This is a genomic window from Mesorhizobium sp. CA7 (genome assembly GCF_020165015.1).
Taxonomy (GTDB): domain Bacteria; phylum Pseudomonadota; class Alphaproteobacteria; order Rhizobiales; family Rhizobiaceae; genus Mesorhizobium.
Window position 1 is genome coordinate 29788 of record NZ_JAIUHH010000010.1, and the last position, 24448, is coordinate 54235.

21 protein-coding genes are annotated in these 24448 nt (G+C 64.0%); 11 read left to right on the plus strand and 10 right to left on the minus strand.

All coding sequences use genetic code 11. The features are described 5' to 3' along the window. The first annotated feature begins 49 nt into the window (after nucleotides 1–49). Entirely contained in the window at nucleotides 50–2065 is a 2016-nt protein-coding gene (locus LB552_RS18265) for a thioredoxin domain-containing protein (RefSeq protein ID WP_224608976.1), read from the plus strand. A 165-nt stretch (nucleotides 2066–2230) separates the two neighbouring features. On the opposite strand, the gene rho is transcribed toward LB552_RS18265, so the two are convergent. From rho to hemE, 3 genes are all read right to left on the minus strand, one after another. Further along, the gene (gene rho, locus LB552_RS18270; RefSeq protein ID WP_095769513.1) at nucleotides 2231–3496 is read right to left on the minus strand and encodes a transcription termination factor Rho; all 1266 of its coding nucleotides are present in this window, start codon (nucleotides 3494–3496) and stop codon (nucleotides 2231–2233) included. 177 nt (nucleotides 3497–3673) lie between these two features. Then, nucleotides 3674–4228 carry a protoporphyrinogen oxidase HemJ gene (gene hemJ, locus LB552_RS18275; RefSeq protein ID WP_224608979.1) on the minus strand — a complete coding sequence of 185 codons (555 nt, stop codon included), beginning with the start codon at nucleotides 4226–4228 and terminating at the stop codon, nucleotides 3674–3676. Next, complete coding sequence (gene hemE / locus LB552_RS18280; protein WP_224608982.1) at nucleotides 4225–5253, minus strand: uroporphyrinogen decarboxylase; 1029 nt, start codon at nucleotides 5251–5253, stop codon at nucleotides 4225–4227. Before hemE ends, hemJ begins: the two co-directional genes overlap by 4 nt. A 494-nt stretch (nucleotides 5254–5747) precedes the next feature. Between hemE and LB552_RS18285 the strand changes: the two genes are divergently transcribed. The 7 genes from LB552_RS18285 to yihA all read left to right on the plus strand — a co-directional run bounded on the left by LB552_RS18285 (nucleotide 5748) and on the right by yihA (nucleotide 11191). Next, on the plus strand, nucleotides 5748–6569 hold the full coding sequence (locus LB552_RS18285) for a pyruvate, water dikinase regulatory protein (protein WP_224608984.1): 822 nt from the start codon (nucleotides 5748–5750) through the stop codon (nucleotides 6567–6569). 229 nt (nucleotides 6570–6798) lie between these two features. Next, nucleotides 6799–7398: a Maf-like protein gene (locus LB552_RS18290; RefSeq protein ID WP_224608987.1), complete on the plus strand. Its 600-nt coding sequence runs from the start codon at nucleotides 6799–6801 to the stop codon at nucleotides 7396–7398. Continuing rightward, on the plus strand, nucleotides 7391–8224 hold the full coding sequence (locus tag LB552_RS18295; protein ID WP_224608990.1) for a shikimate dehydrogenase: 834 nt from the start codon (nucleotides 7391–7393) through the stop codon (nucleotides 8222–8224). The genes LB552_RS18290 and LB552_RS18295 overlap by 8 nt, the downstream gene beginning before the upstream one ends. Continuing rightward, nucleotides 8224–8817, plus strand: coding sequence for a dephospho-CoA kinase (coaE, locus tag LB552_RS18300; RefSeq protein ID WP_224532436.1), 594 nt, complete (start codon nucleotides 8224–8226; stop codon nucleotides 8815–8817). Before LB552_RS18295 ends, coaE begins: the two co-directional genes overlap by 1 nt. 193 nt (nucleotides 8818–9010) lie before the next feature. Beyond that, the gene (gene dnaQ / locus LB552_RS18305; protein WP_140546255.1) at nucleotides 9011–9715 is read left to right on the plus strand and encodes a DNA polymerase III subunit epsilon; all 705 of its coding nucleotides are present in this window, start codon (nucleotides 9011–9013) and stop codon (nucleotides 9713–9715) included. 154 nt (nucleotides 9716–9869) lie between these two features. Next, complete coding sequence (locus LB552_RS18310; protein WP_224606718.1) at nucleotides 9870–10508, plus strand: CatB-related O-acetyltransferase; 639 nt, start codon at nucleotides 9870–9872, stop codon at nucleotides 10506–10508. A 14-nt stretch (nucleotides 10509–10522) separates the two neighbouring features. Beyond that, nucleotides 10523–11191: a ribosome biogenesis GTP-binding protein YihA/YsxC gene (gene yihA / locus LB552_RS18315; RefSeq protein ID WP_224608994.1), complete on the plus strand. Its 669-nt coding sequence runs from the start codon at nucleotides 10523–10525 to the stop codon at nucleotides 11189–11191. 31 nt (nucleotides 11192–11222) lie between these two features. Here the strand turns inward: yihA and LB552_RS18320 are convergent, their stop codons facing one another. Next, the gene (locus tag LB552_RS18320; protein WP_224608997.1) at nucleotides 11223–13691 is read right to left on the minus strand and encodes a DNA translocase FtsK; all 2469 of its coding nucleotides are present in this window, start codon (nucleotides 13689–13691) and stop codon (nucleotides 11223–11225) included. Between the two features lie 230 nt (nucleotides 13692–13921). Continuing rightward, nucleotides 13922–14620 (minus strand): TetR/AcrR family transcriptional regulator, encoded by a 699-nt coding sequence (locus tag LB552_RS18325; RefSeq protein WP_095769503.1) that lies wholly within the window; start codon nucleotides 14618–14620, stop codon nucleotides 13922–13924. A gap of 133 nt (nucleotides 14621–14753) precedes the next feature. On the opposite strand from LB552_RS18325, the gene LB552_RS18330 reads away from it, so the two are divergent. Further along, nucleotides 14754–15947: an HlyD family secretion protein gene (locus LB552_RS18330; protein ID WP_224609000.1), complete on the plus strand. Its 1194-nt coding sequence runs from the start codon at nucleotides 14754–14756 to the stop codon at nucleotides 15945–15947. A gap of 118 nt (nucleotides 15948–16065) precedes the next feature. Next, nucleotides 16066–17679 carry a DHA2 family efflux MFS transporter permease subunit gene (locus LB552_RS18335; RefSeq protein WP_411966262.1) on the plus strand — a complete coding sequence of 538 codons (1614 nt, stop codon included), beginning with the start codon at nucleotides 16066–16068 and terminating at the stop codon, nucleotides 17677–17679. Between the two features lie 533 nt (nucleotides 17680–18212). On the opposite strand, the gene msrB is transcribed toward LB552_RS18335, so the two are convergent. From msrB to LB552_RS18355, 4 genes are all read right to left on the minus strand, one after another. Continuing rightward, entirely contained in the window at nucleotides 18213–18716 is a 504-nt protein-coding gene (gene msrB, locus LB552_RS18340; RefSeq protein ID WP_224609003.1) for a peptide-methionine (R)-S-oxide reductase MsrB, read from the minus strand. Nucleotides 18717–18948: 232 nt separating this feature from the next. Beyond that, nucleotides 18949–19506, minus strand: a complete 558-nt coding sequence (locus tag LB552_RS18345; RefSeq protein WP_224609005.1) for a fasciclin domain-containing protein — start codon at nucleotides 19504–19506, stop codon at nucleotides 18949–18951. Between the two features lie 206 nt (nucleotides 19507–19712). Continuing rightward, nucleotides 19713–20429: an anti-sigma factor domain-containing protein gene (locus tag LB552_RS18350; protein ID WP_224609267.1), complete on the minus strand. Its 717-nt coding sequence runs from the start codon at nucleotides 20427–20429 to the stop codon at nucleotides 19713–19715. Beyond that, nucleotides 20426–20965, minus strand: a complete 540-nt coding sequence (locus tag LB552_RS18355) for a sigma-70 family RNA polymerase sigma factor (protein ID WP_224609008.1) — start codon at nucleotides 20963–20965, stop codon at nucleotides 20426–20428. Before LB552_RS18355 ends, LB552_RS18350 begins: the two co-directional genes overlap by 4 nt. A gap of 923 nt (nucleotides 20966–21888) precedes the next feature. Here LB552_RS18355 and argB point away from each other — a divergent pair. After that, entirely contained in the window at nucleotides 21889–22782 is an 894-nt protein-coding gene (gene argB / locus LB552_RS18360) for an acetylglutamate kinase (RefSeq protein WP_224609011.1), read from the plus strand. Between the two features lie 43 nt (nucleotides 22783–22825). Here argB and bchE read toward each other — a convergent pair whose 3' ends face one another. Further along, nucleotides 22826–24394: a magnesium-protoporphyrin IX monomethyl ester anaerobic oxidative cyclase gene (bchE, locus tag LB552_RS18365; RefSeq protein WP_224609013.1), complete on the minus strand. Its 1569-nt coding sequence runs from the start codon at nucleotides 24392–24394 to the stop codon at nucleotides 22826–22828. Nucleotides 24395–24448 lie beyond the last annotated feature (54 nt).

The following is a 24448-nucleotide window of genomic DNA, read 5'->3' on the forward strand; positions in this document are numbered from 1 at the left end:
CATCATGCTCCAGCGTTGATGCATCAGACCCAAAAAAGAGCCGTCCATCGTGACCTTACCCGCACGAAACCTGCTTGCCGAAGAGGCCAGCCCTTATCTGCAGCAGCACAGCGACAATCCTGTCCATTGGCGCGGCTGGTCGCCTGCGGCCCTTGCCGAAGCGAAGCAGCTCGGGCGGCCGATCCTGCTCTCCATCGGTTACGCCGCCTGCCACTGGTGCCATGTCATGGCGCATGAAAGTTTTGAGAACGACGCCGTGGCCGCCGTCATGAACCGGCTCTACGTGAATATCAAGGTCGATCGCGAAGAGCGGCCCGACATCGACCAGATCTATATGGCGGCGCTGCACGCCATGGGCGAGCAGGGCGGCTGGCCGCTGACCATGTTTCTGACGCCCGACGGCAAGCCTTTCTGGGGCGGCACCTATTTCCCGCGCGAGGCGCGTTACGGAAGACCCGGCTTCATCCAGGTGCTGGAAGCGGTCGACAAGGCCTGGCGCGAGAAGCAGCGGAGCCTCGCCGAAAGCGCCGACGGGCTGACCGCCCATGTCGAGCAGCGGCTCGCCGGCGCGACGGGCAAGGCGGTGCTCGATCGCGACACGCTGGCCGACCTCGCCACCCGCATCGGCGGCATGATCGACCGCGATCTCGGCGGCTTGAAGGGCGCGCCAAAATTCCCCAACGCGCCCTTCATGCACACGCTTTGGCTGTCCTGGCTGCGTGACGGCGAGGCCGCGCATCGCGACGCGGTGCTCGCCAGCCTCGAAAAAATGCTCGCCGGCGGCATCTACGATCATGTCGGCGGCGGTCTCAGCCGCTACTCCACCGACGCCGAATGGCTGGTGCCGCATTTCGAGAAGATGCTTTACGACAACGCCCAGCTCATCCGCCTATGCAACTGGGCCCATGCGGCCACCGGGAATGACTTGTTCCGGATACGAATCGAAGAGACCGTCGGCTGGTTGCTGCGCGAGATGCTGGTCGAAGGCGGCGCCTTTGCCGCCAGCCTCGATGCCGACAGCGATGGCGAGGAGGGGCTTTTCTACACATGGAACCGCGACGAAATCGAAGCCGCGCTCGGCGACGATACGTCGACCTTCTTCCGGTATTTCGAGCTCGCCGCGCCGCATGGCTGGGAAGGCAAGCCGATCATTCGCCAGAGCGAGGCCCAGCAAGCTCAGGGCATCGCCGACTATGCACAATTGGCGTCTCTGAAGGCAAAGCTGTTGGGCGTCCGCCAAGGACGGGTCAGGCCGGGCCGCGACGGCAAGGCGCTCACCGACTGGAACGGGCTGATGATCGCAGCACTCGCCGAGGCCGGCCGCTCACTTGGGCGGCACGACTGGATTGACGCCGCCGCAAAAGCCTTCGGCCATATCGTCGAGGCGGGCCAGGACGGACGGCTGCCGCATTCCATGCTAGGCGCGAAGAGGCTTTTCCCGGCGCTGTCCAGCGATCATGCCGCCATGACCAACGCGGCGATCGCGCTGTTCGAGGCGACCGGCGATCCGGCCTATTCCGATCGCGCCAGGCAGTTCGTCGGCGAGCTCGACCGCTGGCACCTGGATGAACAAAAGAGCGGCTACTGGCTGACGGCGTCGGACAGCGGCGACGTTCCGATCCGCATCCGCGGTGATGTGGATGAAGCAATCCCGTCCGCCACCAGCCAGATCGTCGAGGCGCTGGTGCGGCTGTCATCGCTCACTGGCGACCTCGCCATCTGGGAAAAGGCGTGGACGACCGCCGAGCATGCAATGGGCCGCGCCTCGCAGCAGGCCTACGGCCAGGCCGGCATCGTCAACGCCTGTGCCCTGGCGCTCGAGCCGCTGAAGCTTGTCATTATAGACAAGCAAGAGTCTTCAAGCCTCGTTCCGGTTGCGAATCGGAATCCGGACCCGCGCCGGGTCGACATTGTCGTTCCGGTCGGTTCGGAAGCGAATCGACCGTCGCTGCCGGGCGGCGTGTTGCCGCCGACGGACAAGGCGGGCGCCTGGTTCTGCAGCGGGCAGGCGTGCATGCCGGTGGTGACCGATGCGGAGGAGTTGGAGAAGCTGTTGCGGCGATAGCGCCTTTCCCTTCTCCCCTTGTGGGAGAAGGTGGATCGGCGCGCAGCGCCGAGACGGATGAGGGGTGCTCCAGCGGAGTGCGACGCTGGCTTTCCCTGGAGCACCCCTCATCCGTCGCCTTCGGCGACACCTTCTCCCACAAGGGGAGAAGGGAAGGCAACCCAATCACGTATTCATCGAATCGAAGAAGTCCGCGTTGGTCTTGGTCTGCTTGAGCTTGTCGATGAGGAACTCGATCGCGTCGGTCGTGCCCATCGGCGCGAGGATGCGGCGCAGCACGAAGATCTTCTGCAGGTCCGCGCGCGGCACCAGCAGGTCTTCCTTGCGGGTGCCCGACTTGAGGATGTCCATCGCCGGGTAGATGCGCTTGTCGGCCACCTTGCGGTCGAGCTGGATTTCGCAGTTGCCGGTGCCTTTGAACTCTTCGAAGATGACTTCGTCCATGCGGCTGCCTGTATCGATCAGCGCGGTGGCGATGATGGTCAGCGAGCCGCCTTCCTCGATGTTTCGGGCCGCGCCGAAGAAGCGCTTCGGGCGCTGCAGCGCGTTGGCGTCGACACCGCCGGTCAGCACCTTGCCGGATGACGGCACGACGGTGTTGTAGGCGCGGCCGAGACGCGTGATCGAATCGAGCAGGATGACGACGTCGCGACCATGCTCGACCAGGCGCTTGGCCTTCTCGATCACCATTTCGGCGACCTGCACGTGGCGCGCCGCCGGCTCGTCGAAGGTCGAGGAAATCACCTCGCCCTTGACCGAGCGCTGCATGTCGGTGACTTCCTCCGGGCGCTCGTCGATCAGAAGCACGATCAGATAGCATTCCGGATGGTTGGCGGTGATCGAATGGGCGATGTTCTGCATCAGCACCGTCTTGCCGGTGCGCGGCTGCGCGTTGATCAGCGCGCGCTGTCCCTTGCCGATCGGCGCGACCAGGTCGATCACGCGCGGCGAGATGTCCTTGGAGGTCGAATTGTCGATCTCCATCTTCAGCCGCTTGGTCGGGTAGAGCGGCGTCAGATTATCGAAGTGGATCTTGTGCCGGATCTTCTCCGGGTCGTCGAAATTGATGGTGTTGACCTTGAGCAGCGCGAAATAGCGCTCGCCCTCTTTCGGGCTGCGGATCGGTCCTTCGACGGTATCGCCGGTCTTGAGCGAAAAGCGCCTTATTTGCGACGGCGAGATATAGATATCGTCGGGACCCGGCAGGTAGTTTGCGTTGGCCGAGCGCAGGAAGCCGAAACCGTCCTGCAGTACCTCGACCACGCCTTCGCCGATGATTTCTACGTCCTGGGCAGCGAGCTTCTTCAGGATCGCGAACATCAGCTCCTGCTTGCGCATGACGCTGGCGTTCTCCACCTCGAGCGTCTCGGCATAAGCGATCAGCTCCGGCGGCTTCTTGTTCTTGAACTCTGCGAGTTTCATTTCTTGCATTAGATAGACTCTGGGTAGGCTTTGGAGAGGGAAATCGGCTGGATGCGACAAATGTCGGGCGCGGCCGAAAGCGAGAAAAGGGGCGGCGCATGACGGGAAGGAAGACCCGTCTTGTATCGTCGCTCGACTGAAAGAGCAAGCCGCCTTTTGCTGGGCCTGGCCGGATCCGGCAAAGCCTCAGAACGGCTTCACGATGACCAGGATGACGATGACGATCATCAGCAATGTGGGGATCTCATTGACGATCCGCCAGTGCCTCGCCGGCTTTTCGTTCTCGTCCTCGGCAAATTTCCTGACCGCGCCGGCGAGATAGCCATGCAGCCCCGACAAAATGAGCACCAGCGCGATCTTGGCGTGCAGCCAGCCGCCCTGGAATCCAAAGCCTTTCCAGGCAAGCCAAAGCCCGAACATCCAGGTCGCGGTCATCGCCGGATTGATGATCCCTCTGAGCAGCCGGCGCTCCATCACCTTGAAGGTTTCGGACTGCACCGAGCCCCTTTCGGCATCGACATGGTAGACGAAGAGACGCGGCAAATAGAGCATGCCGGCCATCCAGGAAATGACCGCAATCACATGGATCGCCTTGGCCCACGGATAGAAGCTGTCGGGTGCCGCGAGATAGAGCAGCGCCGTCAGCACGACGAGCAGGGCAATGCCGATCACCATGCGCTTCATCGCGTGGCCGGTGCTGTTGTCGCTGCTCGCGCCGTTCTCGTTGCTTACATCCCTCATAGCCGGCTTCTCACCATTTTCACCATCGCCTCGACATGCGCCACCGGCGTTTCCGGGGTGATGCCGTGGCCGAGATTGAAGATCAGCGGCCCGTCACTCAAAGCGCTCAGGATTGCCTCGACGCCGTCAGAGAGCGCCTTGCCGCCGGCGACCAGGCGCAACGGATCGAGATTGCCTTGCACCGCTCCGTCGCGCTGCAGCTCCTTCGCCAGCGACAGCGGCACGGTCCAGTCGAGACCGAGACCGGCAATGCCGGTCTTTCTCCTGTAGTCGCGATAGCGTTCGCCAGCACCCTTCGGAAAACCGATCACCGGCACATCGGGATGAACCGCCTTCACTTGGGCGACGATCTCGGCAACCGGCTCGACGCAGAAGGCCTCGAAGGACGGCTCGTCCAGCACGCCCGACCACGAATCGAAAATCTGCACCGCATCGGCGCCGGCTTCGATCTGGCGGATAAGATAGGCGGCCGAATGATCGGCCAAAATCTTCAGAAGCCGCGCGAAGGCCTCGGGCTCGCGATAGGCGAATAGCCGGGCAGGGCCCTGGTCGGGCGTGCCGTGGCCGGCGATCATATAGGTCGCCACCGTCCATGGCGCGCCGCAGAAGCCGAGCAGCGTCGTCTGATCGGGCAGTTTCGCCCGCAGCCGGCGCACGGTCTCGTAGACCGGTTCGAGATTCACGTGAAACACACCGCCGTTCAGCGCCGCAATCTCGGCCGCCGAGATCGGCTTCAGGACCGGCCCGCGGCCTTCTTCGAAGCGGACGTCCCGCCCCAGGGCATTAGGCACGACGAGAATGTCGGAGAACAGGATCGAAGCGTCGAAGCCGAAGCGTTCGATCGGCTGCAGCGTCACCTCGACGGCAAGGTCCGGATCGTAGCAGAGATCGAGGAAGGATCCCGCTCGCTTCCTGGTCTCGCGATACTCCGGAAGATAGCGGCCCGCCTGGCGCATCATCCAGAGCGGCGGCGGTGAAACCGTCTCGCCCTTGAGGACGTCGAGCACGATCCGTTTCCCAGCCATCCTGCGCTGCCCTCTCTACAGCGCCGCGCATCCTTAGACGCGCAAAGGACGCTGTAGCGCTTTCATTTAGCGCATGATCCTTTCCGAACCTCTGGTTCGGGGTCATGCGCGCTCCTCTTAAATCAAATATCTATTTTAAAAGAGTCTTCTGATTCTAAGAGTCTGTTGGTTGTGATGGTTGCGACCTGTCCAGCCTCCGAGCCGAAAAGGCCAGTCAGCATATTGTCGCGTACTCGCTTTCGCAATTTGGAGGGCTCTGGGGACGAAGCGGATTCCAGCTTTGGAGTCAAAAGCTTGGGCTCACCGCTCCGAACCTCGCCCTGTGGACGAAATCGACCAACAAAAGTTGATCCCCGGTTTTGTCCCCAACGCCGCGGCAAAGCCTACAGCGGGTCGAATTGTGGACAAGCGGCCATCTGATACAGTCGCTTCCTTGCCCAAGGCTTGCCCATCCAGCCTTGTCCACAATTGCCCACAGCCTGGACCCATTCCCTGTGAACAAACCTCAGAGCTTCTTCCATCTGCATCTGATCTCCGACGCCACCGGCGAAACGCTGCTGGCGGCCGGCCGCGCGGCATCCGCCCAATACAAGGATGCGCGCGCCATCGAGCACATCTATCCGCTGATCCGCACGGAAAAGCAGATAGCCAAGGTCTTCGAGGACATCGAGGAGGAGCCCGGCATTATTCTCTATACGGTGGTCGACCAGAAGCTTGCGCGATCGATCGATGAGCGCTGCGCGGCGATGGGCCTGCCTTGCGTCTCGGTGCTGGAACCGGTGCTGACCGTCTTCCAGTCCTATCTCGGCACGCCGGCCGGTCGCCGCGTCGGCGCCCAGCACGTGCTCGACGCCGAATATTTCCGCCGTATCGATGCGCTGAACTTCACCATGGAGCATGATGACGGCCAGCTGCCGGCCAATATGGACGATGCCGACATCGTGCTGATCGGCATTTCGCGCACCTCGAAGACGCCGACCAGCATCTATCTCGCCAATCGCGGCATCAAGACCGCCAATATCCCGATCGTGCTCGGGGTGCCGCTGCCCGAAAGCCTGATCGCCGCCAAGACGCCTTTGGTCGTCGGTTTGGTCGCCACGGCCGAGCGCATCTCGCATGTGAGGCAAAACCGCGTCCTCGGCAACAGCGCCGCCTTCGTGCCGACCGATTATGTCGACCGCGCCGCGATCAACGAGGAGCTCGCCTATGCCCGCCAGCTTTGCACCCGGCATGGCTGGCCGATGATCGATGTCAGCCGCCGCTCCATCGAGGAAACGGCCGCGGCTATCGTTGCCCTGCGGGGCAAGACGCGCTAACGGAGACCAAGCCGGATGAAGGTGGACCTGCCACCGCCGCCGAATAGATCGAAAAGTCACAACGGATCCCATGCCTCGGAGATTGGCCGAAACGTCCATCGCTTCGTCATCCTAGGGTCTCCGCGACGGAGCTTCGCTCCTGCTCCGCCCTAGGATGACGAAGTTCGTAAGGGCTTCGCCTTCAACTTGCCGGATCAGCAGCGTGAAGGAACTAATCAGGTAGTACATCATGGCCGAGAAAATCATCCTCGCTTCGGGCAGCCCGTACAGGAAGGCGATGCTCGTCAGCGCCGGCCTCGACATCGAGGCGGTGCCGGCAAATGTCGACGAGCGTGCGCTCGAGGCTCCGCTGAAGGACAGCGGCGCTTCGCCCGAGGACGTTGCGTCGATCCTGGCCGAGGCCAAGGCGACCGAGGTCAGCGAGCGCAAGCCGGGCGCCCTGGTGCTCGGCTGCGATCAGACGCTGTCGCTGGGCGACGAGATTTTTCATAAGCCCGCCGCCATGGAGGGCGCCCGCCGCCAGCTCCTGGCCTTGTCCGGCAAGACGCACCAATTGAACAGCGCCGCCGTGCTTTGTCGCGACGGCGAGGTGCTGTGGCGCCATGTCGGCGTCGCCAGCCTCACCATGCGCAAGCTCGACCCCGCCTTCATCGGCCGGCACCTGGCCCGCGTCGGCGCCAAGGCGCTGTCCAGCGTCGGCGCCTATCAGATCGAGGGCGAAGGCATCCAGCTGTTCGAAAAGATCGAGGGCGACTATTTCACCATCGTCGGCCTGCCGCTGCTACCGGTGCTGAAGGAACTGCGCGCATTGGGAGCCATCGATGGCTGAGAAAAAGGCCTTCGTCACCGGACATCCGATCGCGCATTCGCGCTCGCCAAAGATCCACGGCTACTGGCTGGCCAAATACGGCATCGACGGCAGCTATGAAGCGATCGACGTCGCGCCGGCGGATTTCGCCGCCTTTCTGAAATCTCTCGGCGAGAACGGCTACCGCGGCGGCAACGTCACCATTCCGCACAAGGAAGCCGCTTTCGCCGGAGTAGCCCGCCGAGACCATGCGGCCGATGAAATCGGCGCGGTCAACACGCTGTGGTTCGAGGATGGCCTTCTCTGGGGCGGCAACACGGACGGCTATGGCTTCGCCGCCAACCTCGACGAGCATGCGCCGGGCTGGGCGGCCAATGGGCCGGCCGTGGTTCTGGGCGCCGGCGGCGCCTCCCGCGCGGTCATCCACGCGCTGAAGGAGCGTGGCGTCAAGGATATACGCATCGTCAATCGGACGCTCGCGAGAGCCGAGGAACTCAGCCGCCATTTCGGCGCCGGGGTCTCGGGGCATGGCGCGGGCGCGCTCAGTGAGCTGCTTGCCGATGCCGGCCTGCTGATCAACACCACCTCGCTCGGCATGCATGGTGACGCCACGCTCTCCGCCGATCCGGCCGGCTTGCCCGGCCATGCCATCGTCACCGACATTGTCTATGTGCCGTTGGAAACGCCCTTGCTTGCCGCCGCCAGGACGCGCGGCCTGAAGACGGTCGATGGTCTCGGCATGCTGCTGCATCAGGCCGTGCCAGGTTTCGAACGCTGGTTCGGCAGGAAACCCGAAGTGACGCCCGAATTGCGGCGCATGATTGTCGCCGATATCGAGGGCCGTTGATGATCGTGCTTGGCCTCACCGGATCGATCGGCATGGGCAAGTCCACCACGGCGAAAATGTTCGCCGAGGCCGGCGTGCCGGTGCATGATTCCGACGAGACCGTGCATCGCCTTTATTCCGGCAAGGCCGCCCCTCTGGTCGAGGCGGCTTTTCCGGGCACGACGCAGGTGGGCGCGGTCGACCGGGTCAAGCTCGCCGAAAAAGTGCTCGCCGATCCGGCCGCGCTGAAGCGGCTCGAGGCAATCATTCACCCGCTGGTGCGCGCCGACGCCGATGTGTTTCTCGCAAAGCATCGCGCCGCTGGCGCGCGGCTTGCCGTGCTCGACATCCCGCTGCTGTTCGAAACCGGCGGCCGCAACCGTGTCGACAAGGTCGTGGTCGTCACCGCGTCGCCCGAAATCCAGCGCGAGCGCGTGCTCGCCAGGCCGGGCATGAGCGAGGAGAAGTTTTCATCCATCCTCGCCAGGCAGGTGCCCGACGCCGAAAAGCGCCGCCAGGCCGATTTCATCATCGATACCGGCCATGGCTTCGACGCCGCGCGAAAGAGGGTCGAGGCGATCGTCGCCGAACTCTCAGGGGAAAAGTCCGGCTAAGCCGGCTCCTGACATTACAGCGCCGCGCCCGTTCGGACGCGCAAAGGACGCTGTAACGCTTTGATTTTGCGCATGAACCTTTTCCCAAAATCGATTCCGATTTTCGGAGGTCAGGCGTTAGGCCTTCGCCAGTCTCCATTGCCATTTTGTTCTGGTGTATGATTCTGCTCGTTTGGGAAGCGAACTGATTCGAATGCGTGAGATCATCTTCGATACGGAAACCACCGGCCTCGATTTGCGCGACGACCGCATCATCGAGCTTGGCGGCGTCGAGCTGGTCAACCGCTTCCCGACCGGCCGCACCTTCCACAAATTCATCAATCCGCAGGGGCGCGCGATCCATGCCGAGGCGCAGGCCGTGCACGGCATCAGCGCCGCCGACCTGGTCGGCAAGCCGACCTTCGCCGAAATCGCGCAGGAATGGCTCGACTTCACCGACGGCGCCCGGCTGATCGCCCACAACGCAACCTTCGATATCGGCTTCCTCAATCTAGAATTCAGCCGGCTTGAGCAAGCTGCCATCGATCCCGGCCGCGTGGTCGACACGCTGGCGCTGGCGCGCCGCAAGCATCCGATGGGACCGAACTCGCTCGACGCGCTCTGCCGGCGCTACGGCATCGACAACACCCGCCGCACCAAGCACGGCGCGCTGCTCGACTCCGAATTGCTGGCAGAGGTCTATATCGAGCTCATCGGCGGCAAGCAGGCGGCGCTGGTGCTGGAGTCCGTGGCGGTGCACATGAATGGCGCCGGCGAGGTGGCCGATATCGACATCTCGATCGGCGCCCGGCCGATCGCCCTGCCGCCGCGGCTCAGTGAAACGGATCGGGCGGCGCATGCCGGGCTGGTCGCGACGCTCGGCGAAAAGGCGCTGTGGCTGAAAGTGGCGGTGGGTTGATCGGGCGCTATTCGCGCTGACGTTGGAGACAGCGCCCTTTCCAATCCGATCGCGATCTGTCGCGGCAGCCATTGAACGGTTGGTCCCGTCGAAGGATCGCGTTAGTTTGACCGCGCGCGCCGACCGCGCCCAAACCCGCCCGCAAAGGACCGCGATGACCGGACCCAATCCCAACGTCAAGCATCCGATTGCGATGCATCCGCGCGTCGGTTTCCTGAAGGGACTGGTGACGTCGACCAACATCGAGATCGGCGACTTCACCTATTACGACGACCCCGACGGTCCCGACAAATTCGCCGAGAAATGCGTGTTGCATCACTACGACTTCATTGGCGACAAGCTGATCATCGGCAAGTTCTGCGCCATAGCCGAAGGCGCGCGTTTCATCATGAACGGCGCCAACCACGCCATGTCGGGCTTCTCGACCTATCCGTTCAACATCTTCGGCCATGGCTGGGAGGAAGGCTTCGACCCGCAGACCTGGTCGAAGGAGATCCGCGGCGACACCACGATCCGCAATGACGTGTGGATCGGCATGGATGCGGTGATCATGCCGGGCGTGACGGTGGGCGACGGCGCCATTGTCGCGGCGAAATCGGTTGTCACGCACGACGTGCCGCCTTATGCGATCGTGGCCGGCAATGCGGCCAAGGTGGTGAAGATGCGCTTCGACGAGTTCACGGTGCGGCGGCTGCTCAAGGCAGCCTGGTGGGACTGGCCGGTCGACAAGATCAGCCGCAACCTCAACGCCATCCGCGGCGCCGACATTTCCAGGCTGGAGGCGGCGGTTTGAGCGCGCCCGAAAAAATGACAAACGTCAAAACGCCGAACGAAACGGCGATCAGCCCGGAGCTGTTCACCCGTGGCTGGGTCTTCATCCGCGGCGTGCCGTCGATGAAGTTCCTGCCGCCGGAAGGGCCGCCGGAGATCGCCTTCGCCGGCCGTTCCAATGTCGGCAAGTCGTCGCTGATCAACGCGCTGGTCGGGCATAAGGGCCTGGCGCGCACCTCGAACACGCCGGGCCGCACGCAGGAGCTCAACTATTTCGTGCCCGACGGCTTTTCCGGCGAGGGCGCCGACCTGCCGCCGATGGCGTTGGTCGACATGCCGGGCTACGGCTATGCCAGCGCGCCGAAGGACAAGGTCGATGAGTGGACCAAGCTGATCTACGAGTATCTGCAGGGCCGCGTGACGCTGAAGCGCGTCTATGTGCTGATCGACGCGCGCCATGGCATCAAGGCCAAGGACGAGGAAGTGCTGACCCTGCTCGACAAGGCGGCAGTATCCTACCAGGTGGTGCTGACCAAGACCGACAAGATCAAGGCCGCGGGCGTGCCGAGGCTGATCGAGGAGACGCTGGCCAAGATCAAGAAGCGGCCCGCGGCGTTTCCACTGGTGCTGGCCACCTCCTCGGAAAAAGCCGAGGGCTTGGACGAGCTGCGCGCCGCCATCGCCCTGGTAGCGAACGGCGGCTGACGCCGCCCGCCAGGGGACCGATCCCTCAGGATCAATCCATCTCGTCGCGTTCCGGCTCGCGATCGCGCCGGCCGCTGAGGATCTCGCGCTTGCCGACATGGTTGGGAGCGCCGACCAGGCCTTCCTTCTCCATGCGCTCGACCAGCGAGGCGGCGCGATTGTAGCCGACGCCGAGGCGGCGCTGGATGTAGGAGGTCGAGCACTTCTTGTCGCGCTTGACCACCTTGACGGCTTCCTCATAGAGCGCGTCGCCATCCTCCTCGGCCATCGCGCTTTTGTCGAAGACCGGGCCTGTGTCGGCCGCTTCCTGTTCCTCTTCCTCGTCCGCGGTGACGGTGTCGAGATATTCGGGACGTCCCTGCGCTTTCAGATGCGCCACGACATGCTCGACCTCGACATCGGAAACGAAGGGGCCATGCACGCGCGAAATGCGCCCGCCGCCGGCCATATGCAGCATGTCGCCCTGGCCAAGCAGCTGCTCGGCGCCCTGTTCGCCGAGGATGGTGCGGCTGTCGATCTTCGACGTCACCTGGAAGGAGATGCGGGTGGGGAAATTGGCCTTGATGGTGCCGGTGATGACGTCGACGGATGGGCGTTGCGTCGCCATGATCAAGTGGATTCCGGCGGCGCGCGCCATCTGCGCCAGCCGCTGGATGGCGCCTTCGATCTCCTTGCCGGCCACCATCATCAGGTCGGCCATCTCGTCGACGATGATGACGATGTAGGGCATCGGCGCGAGGTCGATCGCGCGCTCCTCGAACAGCGGCTCGCCGGTGCCCCTCTCGAAGCCGGCCTGCACCTGCATGGTCACGACCTCGCCCTTGTCGCGGGCGCCTGCCGCGCGCTGGTTGTAGCCGTCGATGTTGCGCACGCCGAGGCGCGCCATCTTGCGGTAGCGGTCCTCCATCTCACGCACCGCCCATTTCAGCGCCGTGACGGCCTTCTTGGGATCGGTGACGACCGGCGTCAGAAGATGCGGGATGCCGTCATAGACGGAGAGCTCCAGCATCTTGGGGTCGACCATGATGAGACGGCATTCCTGCGGCTTCATCCTGAAGAGCAGTGACAGGATCATGGTGTTGATGGCGACCGACTTGCCGGAGCCGGTGGTGCCCGCCACCAAGAGATGCGGCATTTTGGCGAGCTCGGCGATGACCGGTTCGCCGCCGATCGTCTTGCCGAGGCCGAGCGCCAGCTTGCAGGAGGTATTGCGGAAGCCGGCCGAGCCGATCAGCTCGCGGAAATAGACGGTCTCGCGCGTCTCGTTGGGCAGCTCGATGCCGATGACATTGCGGCCCGGCACCACGGCGACACGCGCCGATACAGCCGACATGGAGCGGGCGATATCGTCGGCGAGCCCGATGACGCGGCTGGATTTCACACCCGGCGCCGGCTCGAACTCGTAGAGCGTGACGACCGGCCCCGGCCGGACATGGATGATCTCGCCCTTGACGCCGAAATCCTCCAGCACGCTTTCGAGCAGATCGGCATTCTGCTCCATCCGCTCCTGCGACATGTAGAAGCCCTGGCCCTCGGGCGGCATCTGCAAGAGCTCTTCCGAAGGAAGCTCGTAGCCGCCCATCGCGGATAGCGGCTCGACCTCGCCGGCCATGGGCAACGATGCTGCCTGCCTGGCTTTCCTGGCGCTTGCCGGGGCGGAGATCGGCATGGGCTTGGCAGGCGCCGGTTGGGCCGCCGCCGGAGCTGGCACGGGCGCCCAGATCGGACTTGCCTCCGCCGTATTGGAGCGCCATTCGATGACCCGGTAAAATGACGTCGCCTCGCCCGGGAAGGCGGCACGGGGCTGGACGGGTTGCGCGGCCGGACGCTGCGCCGGCACCGGCTGCATCAATGGCTGCGCCGGAACGGCAGGCGCCTGCCCCGTCTCGTTCAGACGCGCCCGCGCCAGGCGCTCGGCCAGGAAAGGCATGCCGAACTCGAAAAAGGCATGATCGGAAAGATAGGACCAGCGCAATCCGCTCAGGCGCGGTTTTGGTGTCGGAGCAGCAGCCTGGCTCGGCGCGGCCGCTGCGGCCGGGACGATGGCAGGGGCAACAGTGGCTGGTGCGCGGGCCGGCCTGGTTTGCATCGGCGCCGAGGCGGGAGCGGCGGAACTTTTCCGGACCGGAGCGGCTGGCGGCGGAGCCGGAGGCGCAGGCCGGACGGGCTCGGTGGCGGATGCCTTGCCCTGAGCGGCATCCTCCGGCGGAGCGGCCCGCCTGGCGAGGTCGGTGTCCGGCGTGCGCGTGAAACGCACATTGGGCGCAAGGAAGAAATAGTTCTGCCAGGCGGGGAGGCCGAAATCGTCGCCGGCCGAGTCGCCGGCCGATTCGGATGCACTACGAGCGGCGGTCGATTCGGCCCCGGGCAGGACTCGCAGCGGCACGACCTGCCCTGCTTGCGGGACCGCGCCATGGCGCCCGGTTTCCCGCGGATTGCGATGTTCGTCGTCGCTGTCGTGGGCTGAGGCGCCGGGATGATTGGCACGGGGGAAACGCATGGATGTCATACTCGAGACTCGCCGATTGAACGTCTCCCGAGACATAGGAAGCGATGGTTAACAGGTTCTTCCGAAAGCGCCTGCCGGACGAAGCCGATCGATATTTTGAGAGGGGGGTCTTCAGGCCGGTCTTCGCGGTCGAGGCAGACCGCACCGATGGATTTCGCGGCGACGCCTCGCGACCCCTTCAGCTTCGCCCTTTGCGCTCTGGAATCCGCATGCCCGAACGGTCAGGCCGATTGCAACGCCCGTTCCTCGGCGAAGAATTTTTCCGTGGCATAGGCCTTGAGAAACACTTCGACGCCGGACGTCACGACGTGCTCGATCTCCGCCTGGCTCGGCGCTTTCGTGCGATAGGAAAAGATGCACTGGCGGAACAGGCCGGCGAGGCAAAGCTCGGTGAACTGGTAGGCGGCAAGGTCGACGTCGGCGATCTGAAGCAGGCCGCGTTCGACGGCTTCGTTGAGGAAGGCCATGACCTTGTCGTGGCCGCGCTTGGGGCCGCGTTCGTAGAAGCGCGCGCCAAGTTCCGGAATCCGATCGGCCGCGCCGACCACGGTGCGCTGGGCCTGGATGACCTTGGCCGAGGTGATCTTCAGCGAAAGCACGGTGCCGAACTTCACCAGCGTCTTGCGCAGGTCGTCGAAATGGTCGAGCACTTCATACATGTTCTTGAAGATGGTGCCGCGCTCTTCCTCGATGAGCGCCTCGAACAGCTCTTCCTTGTTTTGAAAATAGACGTAGATCGTGCCCTTGGAGACGCCGGCCTCGCGCGTGATGTCGTTCATCGAGGCCGCTTCAAAACCCTTGTCTATAAAGACGCGGCGGGCGCCCTCGATGATCTGGGCCCGTTTTACGGGATCCTGCCCGGCCGCCGGGCGGCCCTTGCGTAAGTCGAGCAGATCGCTATCGGCTGTCGTGTCGACCATGGAAGTCGTTCCTTGAAAAATATTTCGAACCGCTCGGTTCGATTTCCTCTTGATATGGTCCTCTTTCCGCGCTATGTCAATCTCCAATTCGAACCGAACGGTTCAGTCTGACTGACATTCCAGAGAGATCGCTATGTCCTCGAACGCGCCCGCCACCGCCGAAGTCCGCTCTTTTCCCAACGCCAAGGTCCAGCCTTCGACCGAAGCGCCGGAAGTTCCTGTCCAGCCCGCCGCTCCCGTTGCGACGCCGGCGGCTGAAGCACCCGCCAAGAAGCAGCGCTCTGTCCGCTCTTTCCTGTTACCGATCATCGGCCTTGCCCTGCTCGGCGCCGGTTCCTGGTATGGGTATAACTATTGGACCGACGGACGGTTCATGATCTCCACCGACGACGCCTATGTCCAGGCCGACATGTCGTTCGTCTCGCCGAAAATATCCGGCTATATCGACAAGGTGCTGGTGAGCGAGAACCAGCGGGTGAAGGCCGGCGATCCGCTGTTCGTCATCGACAATGGCGACTACAAGATCGCCGTGGCCCAGGCCGAGGCGCAGATCGCCACCTTGGCGAAGACGCTCGACCGCATCGACGCCCAGACCAAGGCGGCCCAGGCTTCGCTGTCGCAGGCCCAGGCGCAGAAGGTCGCGGACCAGGCCGCCGCCGACAATGCGGCGCGCGCCCAGCTGCGTGCGGCGCAACTCGTCAAGACCCATGTCGGCACGCAGGCCCAGCTCGACGACGCCCAGACCGCGCTCGACCAGGCCAAGGCGGCGCTTGTCGGCGCCGATGCGCAGATCGCTGCGGCGCAGGCCAATATCGGCGTGCTGGAAGCGCAGCGCGCCGAGTCGGCCTCGACGCTCGCCTCGCTGCAGCTCACCCGCGACAAGGCCCTGCGCGACCTGTCCTTCACCGTGCTGAAGGCTCCCTATGACGGCGTCGTCGGCAACCGCTCGGTCGAGCAGGGCGATCTCGTCAGCCCCGGCCAGAAGCTCGCCGTCGTCGTGCCGATGGACAAGCTCTACATCGTCGGCAACTTCAAGGAGACGCAGCTCGGCCGCATGGTGCCTGGCGAGAAGGTCCGCATCACCGTCGACGCTATCGACGGCCAGACCTTCGAAGGCACGGTTTCCTCGCTGGCGCCGGCTTCGGGCGCGGTGTTCTCGCTGCTGCCGCCGGAAAACGCCACCGGCAACTTCACCAAGGTGGTGCAGCGCGTGCCCGTGCGCATCGACGTGCCGGCCGACGTGCTGAAGGCCGGCAAGCTGCGCGCCGGCTTGAGCGTCGTCGTCGCGGTCGACAGCCGCACCGCGCCGGCTTCGACGACCAACTGATTGGGGGGGCGGCCCGGCGGCCGATCGAGCGCCGGGCCGTCCAGCCTGCTTTATCGTTTTCGACGCAATTCGGGACCGCCACGCGCTCGTCCCAGGAATTGCCCAGGGAGGCCATGACATGGCAACCGCAACCATCACCGCAGGATCAATGCCCGGACGTCCGGTCGCTGCCGCGCCGGCCCTGCCCGCGGACCATATGCCCGTGCGCCGCGTCGTCGCCTTCCTGGCGATGGTGTTCGGCATGTTCATGGCGATCCTGGACATCCAGATCGTCTCGGCCTCACTGTCGGAAATCCAGGCGGGCCTGAGCGCCAGCTCGGACGAGATTCCGTGGGTGCAGACCGCCTATTTGATCGCCGAGGTGGTGATGATCCCGCTGTCCGGCTTCCTCAGCCGCATGCTGTCGACGCGCGTGCTGTTCACCACCGCGGCGGCCGGCTTCACCGCGGCCAGCGCGCTTGCCGCGACCGCCACCAATATCGACCAGATGATCGTCTACCGCGCCATCCAGGGCTTTATCGGCGGCGGCATGATCCCCAGCGTCTTCGCGGCCGCCTTCACTATCTTCCCGCCTTCCAAGCGCGCCGTCGTGTCGCCGATGATCGGCCTGGTAGCGACGCTGGCGCCGACGATCGGCCCGACGGTGGGCGGCTATATCAGCCACGCCATGTCCTGGCACTGGCTGTTCCTGATCAACGTCGTGCCCGGCATTTTGGTGGCGACGGCGGCCTGGTCGCTGATCGATTTCGACAAGCCCAACCTGAAACTGTTCTCCAAGTTCGACTGGTGGGGTCTGGTCGGCATGGCCGCTTTCCTCGGCTGCATGGAATATGTGCTGGAGGAAGGCCCGAACCACGACTGGCTGCAGGAGCCGGCGGTGTTCGCCTGCGCCATCATCATGACCATCGGCGGCGTCATCTTCTTCTGGCGCGTCTTCACCGCCGAGGAGCCGATTGTCGACCTCAGGGCCTTCAGCAACGTCAACTTCGCCTTCGGCTCGCTGTTCTCCTTCGTCGTCGGCATCGGCCTCTACGGGCTCACCTATCTCTATCCGGTGTTCCTGGGGCGTATCCGCGGCTACGATTCGATGATGATCGGCGAGGCGCTGTTCGTCAGCGGCCTGGCGATGTTCTTCACCGCGCCCGTTGCCGGCATCCTGTCGAACAAGATCGACCTCAGGCTGATGATGATGATCGGCTTCGTCGGCTTCGCCACCGGCACCTGGTGGATGACGCATCTTACCGCCGACTGGGATTTCTATGAGCTGTTGATCCCGCAGATCCTGCGCGGCTGCTCGATGATGCTGTGCATGGTGCCGATCAACAACATCGCGCTCGGCACGCTGCCGCCGGAACGCTTGAAGAATGCGTCGGGCCTGTTCAACCTGACCCGCAACCTCGGCGGCGCCGTCGGCCTCGCGGTGATCAACACGGTGCTGATCGACCGCAACGCCTTCCACTATGCGCGGCTCTCCGAGCATGTGCAGTGGGGCAGCGAGACCGCGCAGACCAAGCTGCAGAACATGACGCAGAATTTCGGGCAGACCGCCGGTCTCGACGCCACAAGCGCTGCGATCTCGAAACTGTCCGGCATGGTACACCAGCAGGCGGCGCTTTTGTCCTTCATGGACGTGTTCATGATGCTGACGGTGCTGTTCGCCTCGCTCGGATTTTTCGTGCTGTTCATCAACAAGCCGGCCCCGCAGGGCGGCGGTGGCGGCGGAGGCCATTGAGGAGCCGGAACCCCCGCCTGGCTTCCTCAACGCGTGACCCCGGAGATCGTCACCGATTTCCGGGGTCATTCTTTTTGGAGAGATTGAAAGCGACTCTTTGTTTTGACGCAATTCCGGACGGAAAACCGCTAGTGGCACTGCACAGGGATTTTGACCGGTCGGCTCTGTTTGCATTGGCAGGCGGCATGCGTTGGAGATTGGCCGAAATGCCCACCCCGTCGTCATTCTAGGGCGGAGCGGGAAGCGAAGCGTACCGCGTAGACCCTAGAATCCATGCCGTTACCTTCGCCAAGGAGTGCAACGAACAAAATTCTGCACGGTGGCGGCACTTCGAAGTCACGGCATGGATTCTATGGTCTGCGCCGCGTCGCTTCGCTCCTTGCTCCGCCATAGAATGACGAGGTTGGGGGCGGCTTCAACCAATCTCCGGCGTTTGCGCTGATTTCACGCGAATGAACGGAAAATTTTGCATCAAGACAAACGGCAACCTTAAAATCCCTGTGTCGGGGACTAGACACTTTTCCTGGAATTGCTCAAGCCGCCGCCGGCTTGAAGCTTAGCGCCACGCCGTTGATGCAGTGGCGCAGGCCGGTGGGCGGCGGGCCGTCGTCGAAGACATGGCCGAGATGGCCGCCGCAGCGCCGGCAATGCACCTCGGTGCGGGTCATGCCGAGCGAGCGGTCTTCGGTCTTGCCGATGGCGTTGGGGATTTCCTGCCAGAAGCTCGGCCAGCCGGTGCCGGAATCGAATTTCGTCTCCGACGAATAGACCGGCAGGTCGCAGCCGGCACAGGCGAAGATGCCCTTGCGATGCTCGTTGAGCAGCGGGCTGGTGCCGGGATATTCGGTGCCTTGCTTGCGCAGCACGTCGAAGGCCTCGTCCGACAGAATGGCGTGCCACTCGGCATCGGTCTTGGTGATTTCGAACGTCTCGGCGGCGAGAGCGGGCTTCGGTCCGCCGGCACGCAGCATCGCTGCGGATCCGACGATGAGAGCGGTGGCGGCGGCCCCGCTCCAGAGAAAATCACGACGGTTCATGGCCGTTCCTCCTGACGCATTTTGCCAAGATAGAGCCCGGGCCGGAAATCAAAAGCCGGTGACGCCCCATCTCCTCGTTCGAGCAATTCCGGACAGAACCTTCCTGGAACGCTCCGGATGCTGCTCCGCGCCGCCCTTGGAGGACGACGCGGAGCACACCCCTGCCGGCGGCGCGGATCTTGAACGATGCGGCCGGCGCTCAGCCATGTCTTCGCCGGCCAAGTCCGCTTTGTTACATCTTCGGCAAGAGAACCTTGTCGATGACATGGATGACGCCGTTCGACTGGCGGACATCGGCGATGGTGACATGGGCAACGTTGCCGTTTTCGTCGGTGACGGTGACCTTGCCCTTCTCCGCCTTCAGCGTCAGCCCGCAGCCGCCGACCGTTTTGACCTGGTGGGCGCCGCCATCGGCCTTGGCCATCTTGGCGACATCGGCGGCCAGCGCCTTGGCGGCGACGACATGGCAGGTCAGCACCTTGGTCAGCTTGTCCTTGTTCTCGGGCTTGAGCAGCGTGTCGACCGTGCCGGCGGGCAGCGCCGCAAAGGCCTCGTTGGTCGGCGCGAAGACGGTGAAGGGGCCGGCGCCCTGCAGCGTGTCGACCAGGCCGGCGGCCTTGACGGCGGCGACCAGCGTGGTGTGGTCCTTCGAATTGACGGCATTCTCGATGATGTTCTTCTTGGCATACATCGGCGCGCCGCCGACCATCGGATTGGCAGCGTAGGCAACGGCGCCGAGCGCCGAAAGGCCAAGTGTAGAGGCAAGCAAAAGGGTAGCGAGTTTACGCATGAGGTCAGTCTCCTCGGGTTGTTTCTTCCCGTCCGTGGGAACGCGAGGAGATACGGGCCCGAAAAGCGTTAGTTTCACGAAGGGCGCGCGATTTTTGTTCCGGTGCTTTATTGCGTCTGTGTCACCGATGGCGACAGCGAAATTTTCCCACCTAGAAATGGCAGGATATAGACTGCAGTTAGTCTTCGATAACCGGCTGACCAGGGTCAGATGCCCTTCAGGTCACCCGCGGCGACGACCGGACCGGTCGGCTGGCCGGTCGGCGAACCGCCGGAGGGCTCGAGGCTGACGGCGAGCACGGCGCCTTGCGCCAGCTTCTGCTGGACGGCCGGCGTGACCGACATGCGCGCGGTCGGGCCGCCGGGGATGACACCCATCGAGACCGGCGCGTTCTTGCCCTCGATCATCCACAGCTCGAAATCCTTGCCGGCGCCGCGGTCGCCGGAGACCAGCGACAAGCCGACCTCGTGGCGGGCGGCGTCATAGACCGCAAGATATTTGACGTTGCTGTTGTCGGCGGCCAGAGAGGCGACCAGCCTGGTCTCGGGCGGCTGGACCGGCGGGTTGACGTAAGGCAGGGCGACATAGACGGCCAAAGCAGCGATGGCCGCCGCGGCGAGGCCGCGCCAGAAGGCGAGGCTCGCCCACAGGCCGCCGCTGGGCGCCGTGGACGCGGACGACGCGAACAGGCGGCGGTCGATTGCCACTTTCACGGAAGCCGGCGGCTCGACCGCGGCATAAGCGGCGGCCATCGGCGCGAAATGGGCTTCCCAGGCATCGACCAGGCGGGCGAACGCCGTCTCGGCATCGATGCGACGGGAAGCGATCTGGCGCTCGTCGGCTGCCAGAACGCCGAGAACGTATTCGGCGGCGAGCAGATCGTCGCCTCCACGTTCCGGTCCGTTGTCCTCTGCCAGCGTCATCTTTCCAGGCATTCTCTCAGTTTCAGCAGGCTTCGCCGCAGCCAGGTCCGCATCGTGTTCAGCGGAACCTTGAAGCGCTCCGCCAGCTCGGCATAGCTCTCGCCGCCCAGATAGGCGCCCCGGACGGCAGCCGCCCGGTCTTGCTCCAGTTCGTCGAGGCAATGGTAGATGCGTTCGGTCTCGCCGCCCGCCACAGCCATGGCCTCGGGTCCCGGCGCCGGATCGGCGACGTCGAGGGCCGTATCGATGTTGGCAGAAGGAGTGCGTCGCGACCGGATGCGATCGATCGCATGATTGCGCGCAACGGCCACCAGCCAGGAAATTGGGCTCAGATCGGAAACCGCGAAACGATCCGCCTTCGTCCAGATCTTGACGAAGACCTCCTGCAGCGCTTCTTCCGCATCACCCCGGTCCCTCAAGACACGAAGGCAGACGCCGAAAAGTTTCCCGCTGGTCTGCTTGTAGAGCAGATCGAACGCCGCCCGGTCCTTCATCGAAGTCCGGACGATCAGCTTGCTGATATCCTGCGGCGCCATGCAGGCAAATTAGAAGATTGCGATCTAATTGCAACGGCGGCGGAAGCGTTGTCCACCAGCGGCCACGGGCCCACCGGCACAGTTCGGCATTGTGCCGTTGGGCGCGCCGCTGAAGTGCCCGGCGGTTCTGCGCAGGATTTTGAAAACTGCCACTTGTTACGGTAAGAATGTCATCGTCATTTCGGTGAAATCGGCACAAACGCTGGGGTGGCGTAAGCCGCTCAACCTCGTCATTCCAGGGCGAAGCAGCCGCGAAGCGGCGTCGCGGAGACCCTGGAATCCATTCCGTGACCTGAGCCGCGGAGTGCAGCGGAGCAGAATTCTGCACCGCAGCAGCGCTCGGACGTTACGGAATGGATCCTCGGGTCTGCGCGCGTCGCTTCGCTCCTTGCTCCGCCCGTGGATGACGAGGTTGGGCCGTTTCGGCCAATCTCCAAGGCATGCCGCCTGCCAACACAAACACGGCCTACCCCGGGCAAAATTACTGTGCTGGGAGCAGATTTCGTCATTGTGTCGGTGAAACCAGCGCAAACGCCGGCGATTGCTGAAGCCCTTCCAACCTCGTCATTCAAGGGCGAAGCAGCCGCGAAGCGGCGTCGCGAAGACCCTGGAATCCATTCCGTGACCTTAGTCAAAAGTGCAGCGGAGCAGAATTCTGCACCGCGGCGGCGCTCGGACGTTACGGAATTGGATCCTCGGGTCTGCGCGCGTCGTTACGCTCGTTGCTCCGGCCGTGGATGACGAGGCAGGGCCGTTTCGGCGAGTCTCCAAGGCATGCTGCTTGCCAACGCAAAGTTGGCCGGCCGGTCAAAATCCCTGTCTGGGGAACTGGCAGATATCATTATTGTGACCGCAAAGCCGTTTGCGACCTGCGGCAATTCCCGCTAAGAGGCCGCCATTTACGCTAGCTGGGATCGATACCGATGACGGACATCGCCGCCACCGCCGAAATGCAGGCCGCGCTGCTCTCGCGCGCGCTGCCTTATATGCAGCGCTACGAGAACAAGACGGTGGTGGTGAAATATGGCGGGCATGCCATGGGCGATACCGAGCTCGGCAAGGCGTTCGCCCGCGACATCGCGCTGTTGAAACAATCCGGCGTCAACCCGATCGTCGTGCATGGCGGCGGGCCGCAGATCGGCGCGATGCTCACCAAGATGGGCATCGAATCCAAGTTCGAGGGCGGCCTGCGCGTCACCGACCAGAAGACGGTCGAGATCGTCGAGATGGTGCTGGCCGGCTCGATCAACAAGGAGATCGTGGCGCTGATCAACGCCGAGGGCGAGTGGGCGATCGGGCTCTGCGGCAAGGACGGCAACATGGTGTTCGCCGAAAAGGCGCGCAAGACCATGGTCGATCCGGATTCCAACATCGAGCGGGTGCTCGATCTCGGCTTCGTCGGCAAGCCGGTCGAGGTCGACCGCACGCTGCTCGACCTTCTGGCGCGCTCGGAAATGATCCCGGTGCTGGCACCGGTGGCGCCCGGCCGCGACGGCCACACCTACAACATCAATGCCGACACCTTTGCCGGCGCCATCGCTGGCGCCTGCCGCGCCTCGCGCCTGCTCTTCCTCACCGACGTGCCGGGCGTCCTCGACAAGAACAAGAAGCTGATCGACGAGCTGACGGTCGCCGAGGCCAGGGCGCTGATCAAGGACGGCACGGTTTCGGGCGGCATGATTCCAAAGGTCGAGACCTGCATCGAGGCGATCGAGCGCGGCGTCGAAGGCGTCGTCATCCTCAACGGCAAGACGCCGCATTCGGTGCTGCTCGAGCTCTTCACCGAGCACGGCGCCGGCACGCTGATCGTTCCGTAAGAAAGGCAAGTTCACCATTTCCATGCAATGGTGAATCGCCATGTCAGCCGGCTAACTTTCTTGCAGCCGGCGCGCGTCGATCTTCAATAACCGGCGCGACGGACTTGCGTGGCTGACGCCCGACGATCATCGATTCCTCCTCGGCGTCCTGCGGCGCGCCCCAGAATTCGGCTAATGTCGGCCCATCCGTGATGCGGCCGTCGCGGACCAGAAACCCCCAGACCTCGCGGAACCAGACGCGGCGGCCCATCTTCGTGTACCAGCGCATCGAATGGCGCTGCTCGGGATCGGGGTGGAACAGGATGCGCGCCAGCGCCTTCGGCCGCGACTGCACCGCCACCTCGATCAGCTTGACGGCGAAGAACAGCATCCAGGGTTTCAGCCTGGTCATGTGCAGAACCTGGTGCTTGTAATCCCACAGGCGCACGTCCTGCTGGATCACCTTGCGGTCCTTGGCGATGCGGAAGAACGGCGTCCAGCGATGCGGCGTGACATAGAGCGCCTGGATTTGGTCGGGGTCATAGGCGATGAGCTGGCGGAAGCCGCGCCAGAGATCGCGCAAGGTCTCGTCCTCGAAGCCGGCGACCCAGGTCGCCATCGACAGGATGCCGTGCCGCCTGAGCAGCCGGATCGCTTCGCGGTCGGACTTCGTGCTGCCGCCCTTGCGGATCAGCGACAGCGTCTGCTCGTCGGTGTTCTCCATGCCGAGCAGCCAGCGGATGACGCCGGCCCTGCGATAAAGATGCAGGATATCGGCATCGCGCACGATATCGTCGGCGCGGGTCGAGCCGACGATCAGCACCGGCACGTTTTCGGCGATCATGGCGTCGAGAAAGGCGCGCCAGGCCTTTTTCGAGGAAGTCGGGTTCTCGTCGGCGAGATTGATCAGCTCGACGCCGTGCTCGCGATAGAGCCGGGCAATCTCCCTGGCGAATTTGACCGGGTCGCGGTGGCGCCAGCGGGTCCAGAAACCGCGCTGGCCGCAATAGTTGCACAGATGCGGGCAGCCGCGCGAGAACTGCATGACCACGGCCCGCTTGCCGCCCCAATAGGAGTAGCGGCGGTGATCGATCAGCTCCCAGCCGACCCGCCAGGCATCGAGGTCGGCTATGGTCATCGCCGCCTGCGTCGCGACAGGACGGCCGAAATCGTCGCGATAGGCGATGCCGGCGACGCTCGCCACCGGCTGGCGCATCTCGATTGCCTCGACCAGCGCCGTCGCGGTCGCCTCGCCCTCGCCGCGCACGATGAAATCGAAGACGTCACTCGCGGCGAGAATGTCGCGCCAGTGATAGGTCGGGAAGACACCGCCATAGATGACGACGACGCCCGGCGCGCGGGCCTTGATCATTTCGGCGATCTTCAAGGCGGTCGGATGCGCCGAGGTCGAGCCGGAATGGCCGATCAGCACGAAATCCGGATCGCCGCGCAGCGCCTCGTCCACCACCGCCGCAAGCGGCATCGGCCCGAACTCGGCGTCGACCAGGTGTACCTGATGGCCGGAATCGATCAGCGGCCCGCCGATCGCCAAAAGACCGAGCGGCGGCAGGTGGTCGTCGGGCACACGGCTGCCGATGGCGGTGTGCGGCGGATTGATAAGCACGATATTCAAGGCGGACCTCCATATTGGTCCGCTTGTGCTAATGACAGATGCCGAAGCCGCCTT

What these genes read in the sequence shown, in the direction of transcription:
- coaE (WP_224532436.1), top strand. Translation starts at nt 8,224, where the DNA reads ATGATCGTGCTTGGCCTCACCGGATCGATCGGCATGGGCAAGTCCACC.
- LB552_RS18345 (WP_224609005.1), bottom strand. Translation starts at nt 19,506, where the DNA reads ATGCGTAAACTCGCTACCCTTTTGCTTGCCTCTACACTTGGCCTTTCG.
- yihA (WP_224608994.1), top strand. Translation starts at nt 10,523, where the DNA reads ATGACAAACGTCAAAACGCCGAACGAAACGGCGATCAGCCCGGAGCTG.
- LB552_RS18355 (WP_224609008.1), bottom strand. Translation starts at nt 20,965, where the DNA reads ATGGCGCCGCAGGATATCAGCAAGCTGATCGTCCGGACTTCGATGAAG.
- LB552_RS18310 (WP_224606718.1), top strand. Translation starts at nt 9,870, where the DNA reads ATGACCGGACCCAATCCCAACGTCAAGCATCCGATTGCGATGCATCCG.
- dnaQ (WP_140546255.1), top strand. Translation starts at nt 9,011, where the DNA reads ATGCGTGAGATCATCTTCGATACGGAAACCACCGGCCTCGATTTGCGC.
- hemJ (WP_224608979.1), bottom strand. Translation starts at nt 4,228, where the DNA reads ATGAGGGATGTAAGCAACGAGAACGGCGCGAGCAGCGACAACAGCACC.
- LB552_RS18350 (WP_224609267.1), bottom strand. Translation starts at nt 20,429, where the DNA reads ATGACGCTGGCAGAGGACAACGGACCGGAACGTGGAGGCGACGATCTG.
- LB552_RS18330 (WP_224609000.1), top strand. Translation starts at nt 14,754, where the DNA reads ATGTCCTCGAACGCGCCCGCCACCGCCGAAGTCCGCTCTTTTCCCAAC.
- msrB (WP_224609003.1), bottom strand. Translation starts at nt 18,716, where the DNA reads ATGAACCGTCGTGATTTTCTCTGGAGCGGGGCCGCCGCCACCGCTCTC.
- LB552_RS18295 (WP_224608990.1), top strand. Translation starts at nt 7,391, where the DNA reads ATGGCTGAGAAAAAGGCCTTCGTCACCGGACATCCGATCGCGCATTCG.
- hemE (WP_224608982.1), bottom strand. Translation starts at nt 5,253, where the DNA reads ATGGCTGGGAAACGGATCGTGCTCGACGTCCTCAAGGGCGAGACGGTT.
- LB552_RS18325 (WP_095769503.1), bottom strand. Translation starts at nt 14,620, where the DNA reads ATGGTCGACACGACAGCCGATAGCGATCTGCTCGACTTACGCAAGGGC.
- LB552_RS18335 (WP_411966262.1), top strand. Translation starts at nt 16,066, where the DNA reads ATGGCAACCGCAACCATCACCGCAGGATCAATGCCCGGACGTCCGGTC.
- argB (WP_224609011.1), top strand. Translation starts at nt 21,889, where the DNA reads ATGACGGACATCGCCGCCACCGCCGAAATGCAGGCCGCGCTGCTCTCG.
- LB552_RS18320 (WP_224608997.1), bottom strand. Translation starts at nt 13,691, where the DNA reads ATGCGTTTCCCCCGTGCCAATCATCCCGGCGCCTCAGCCCACGACAGC.
- rho (WP_095769513.1), bottom strand. Translation starts at nt 3,496, where the DNA reads ATGCAAGAAATGAAACTCGCAGAGTTCAAGAACAAGAAGCCGCCGGAG.
- LB552_RS18290 (WP_224608987.1), top strand. Translation starts at nt 6,799, where the DNA reads ATGGCCGAGAAAATCATCCTCGCTTCGGGCAGCCCGTACAGGAAGGCG.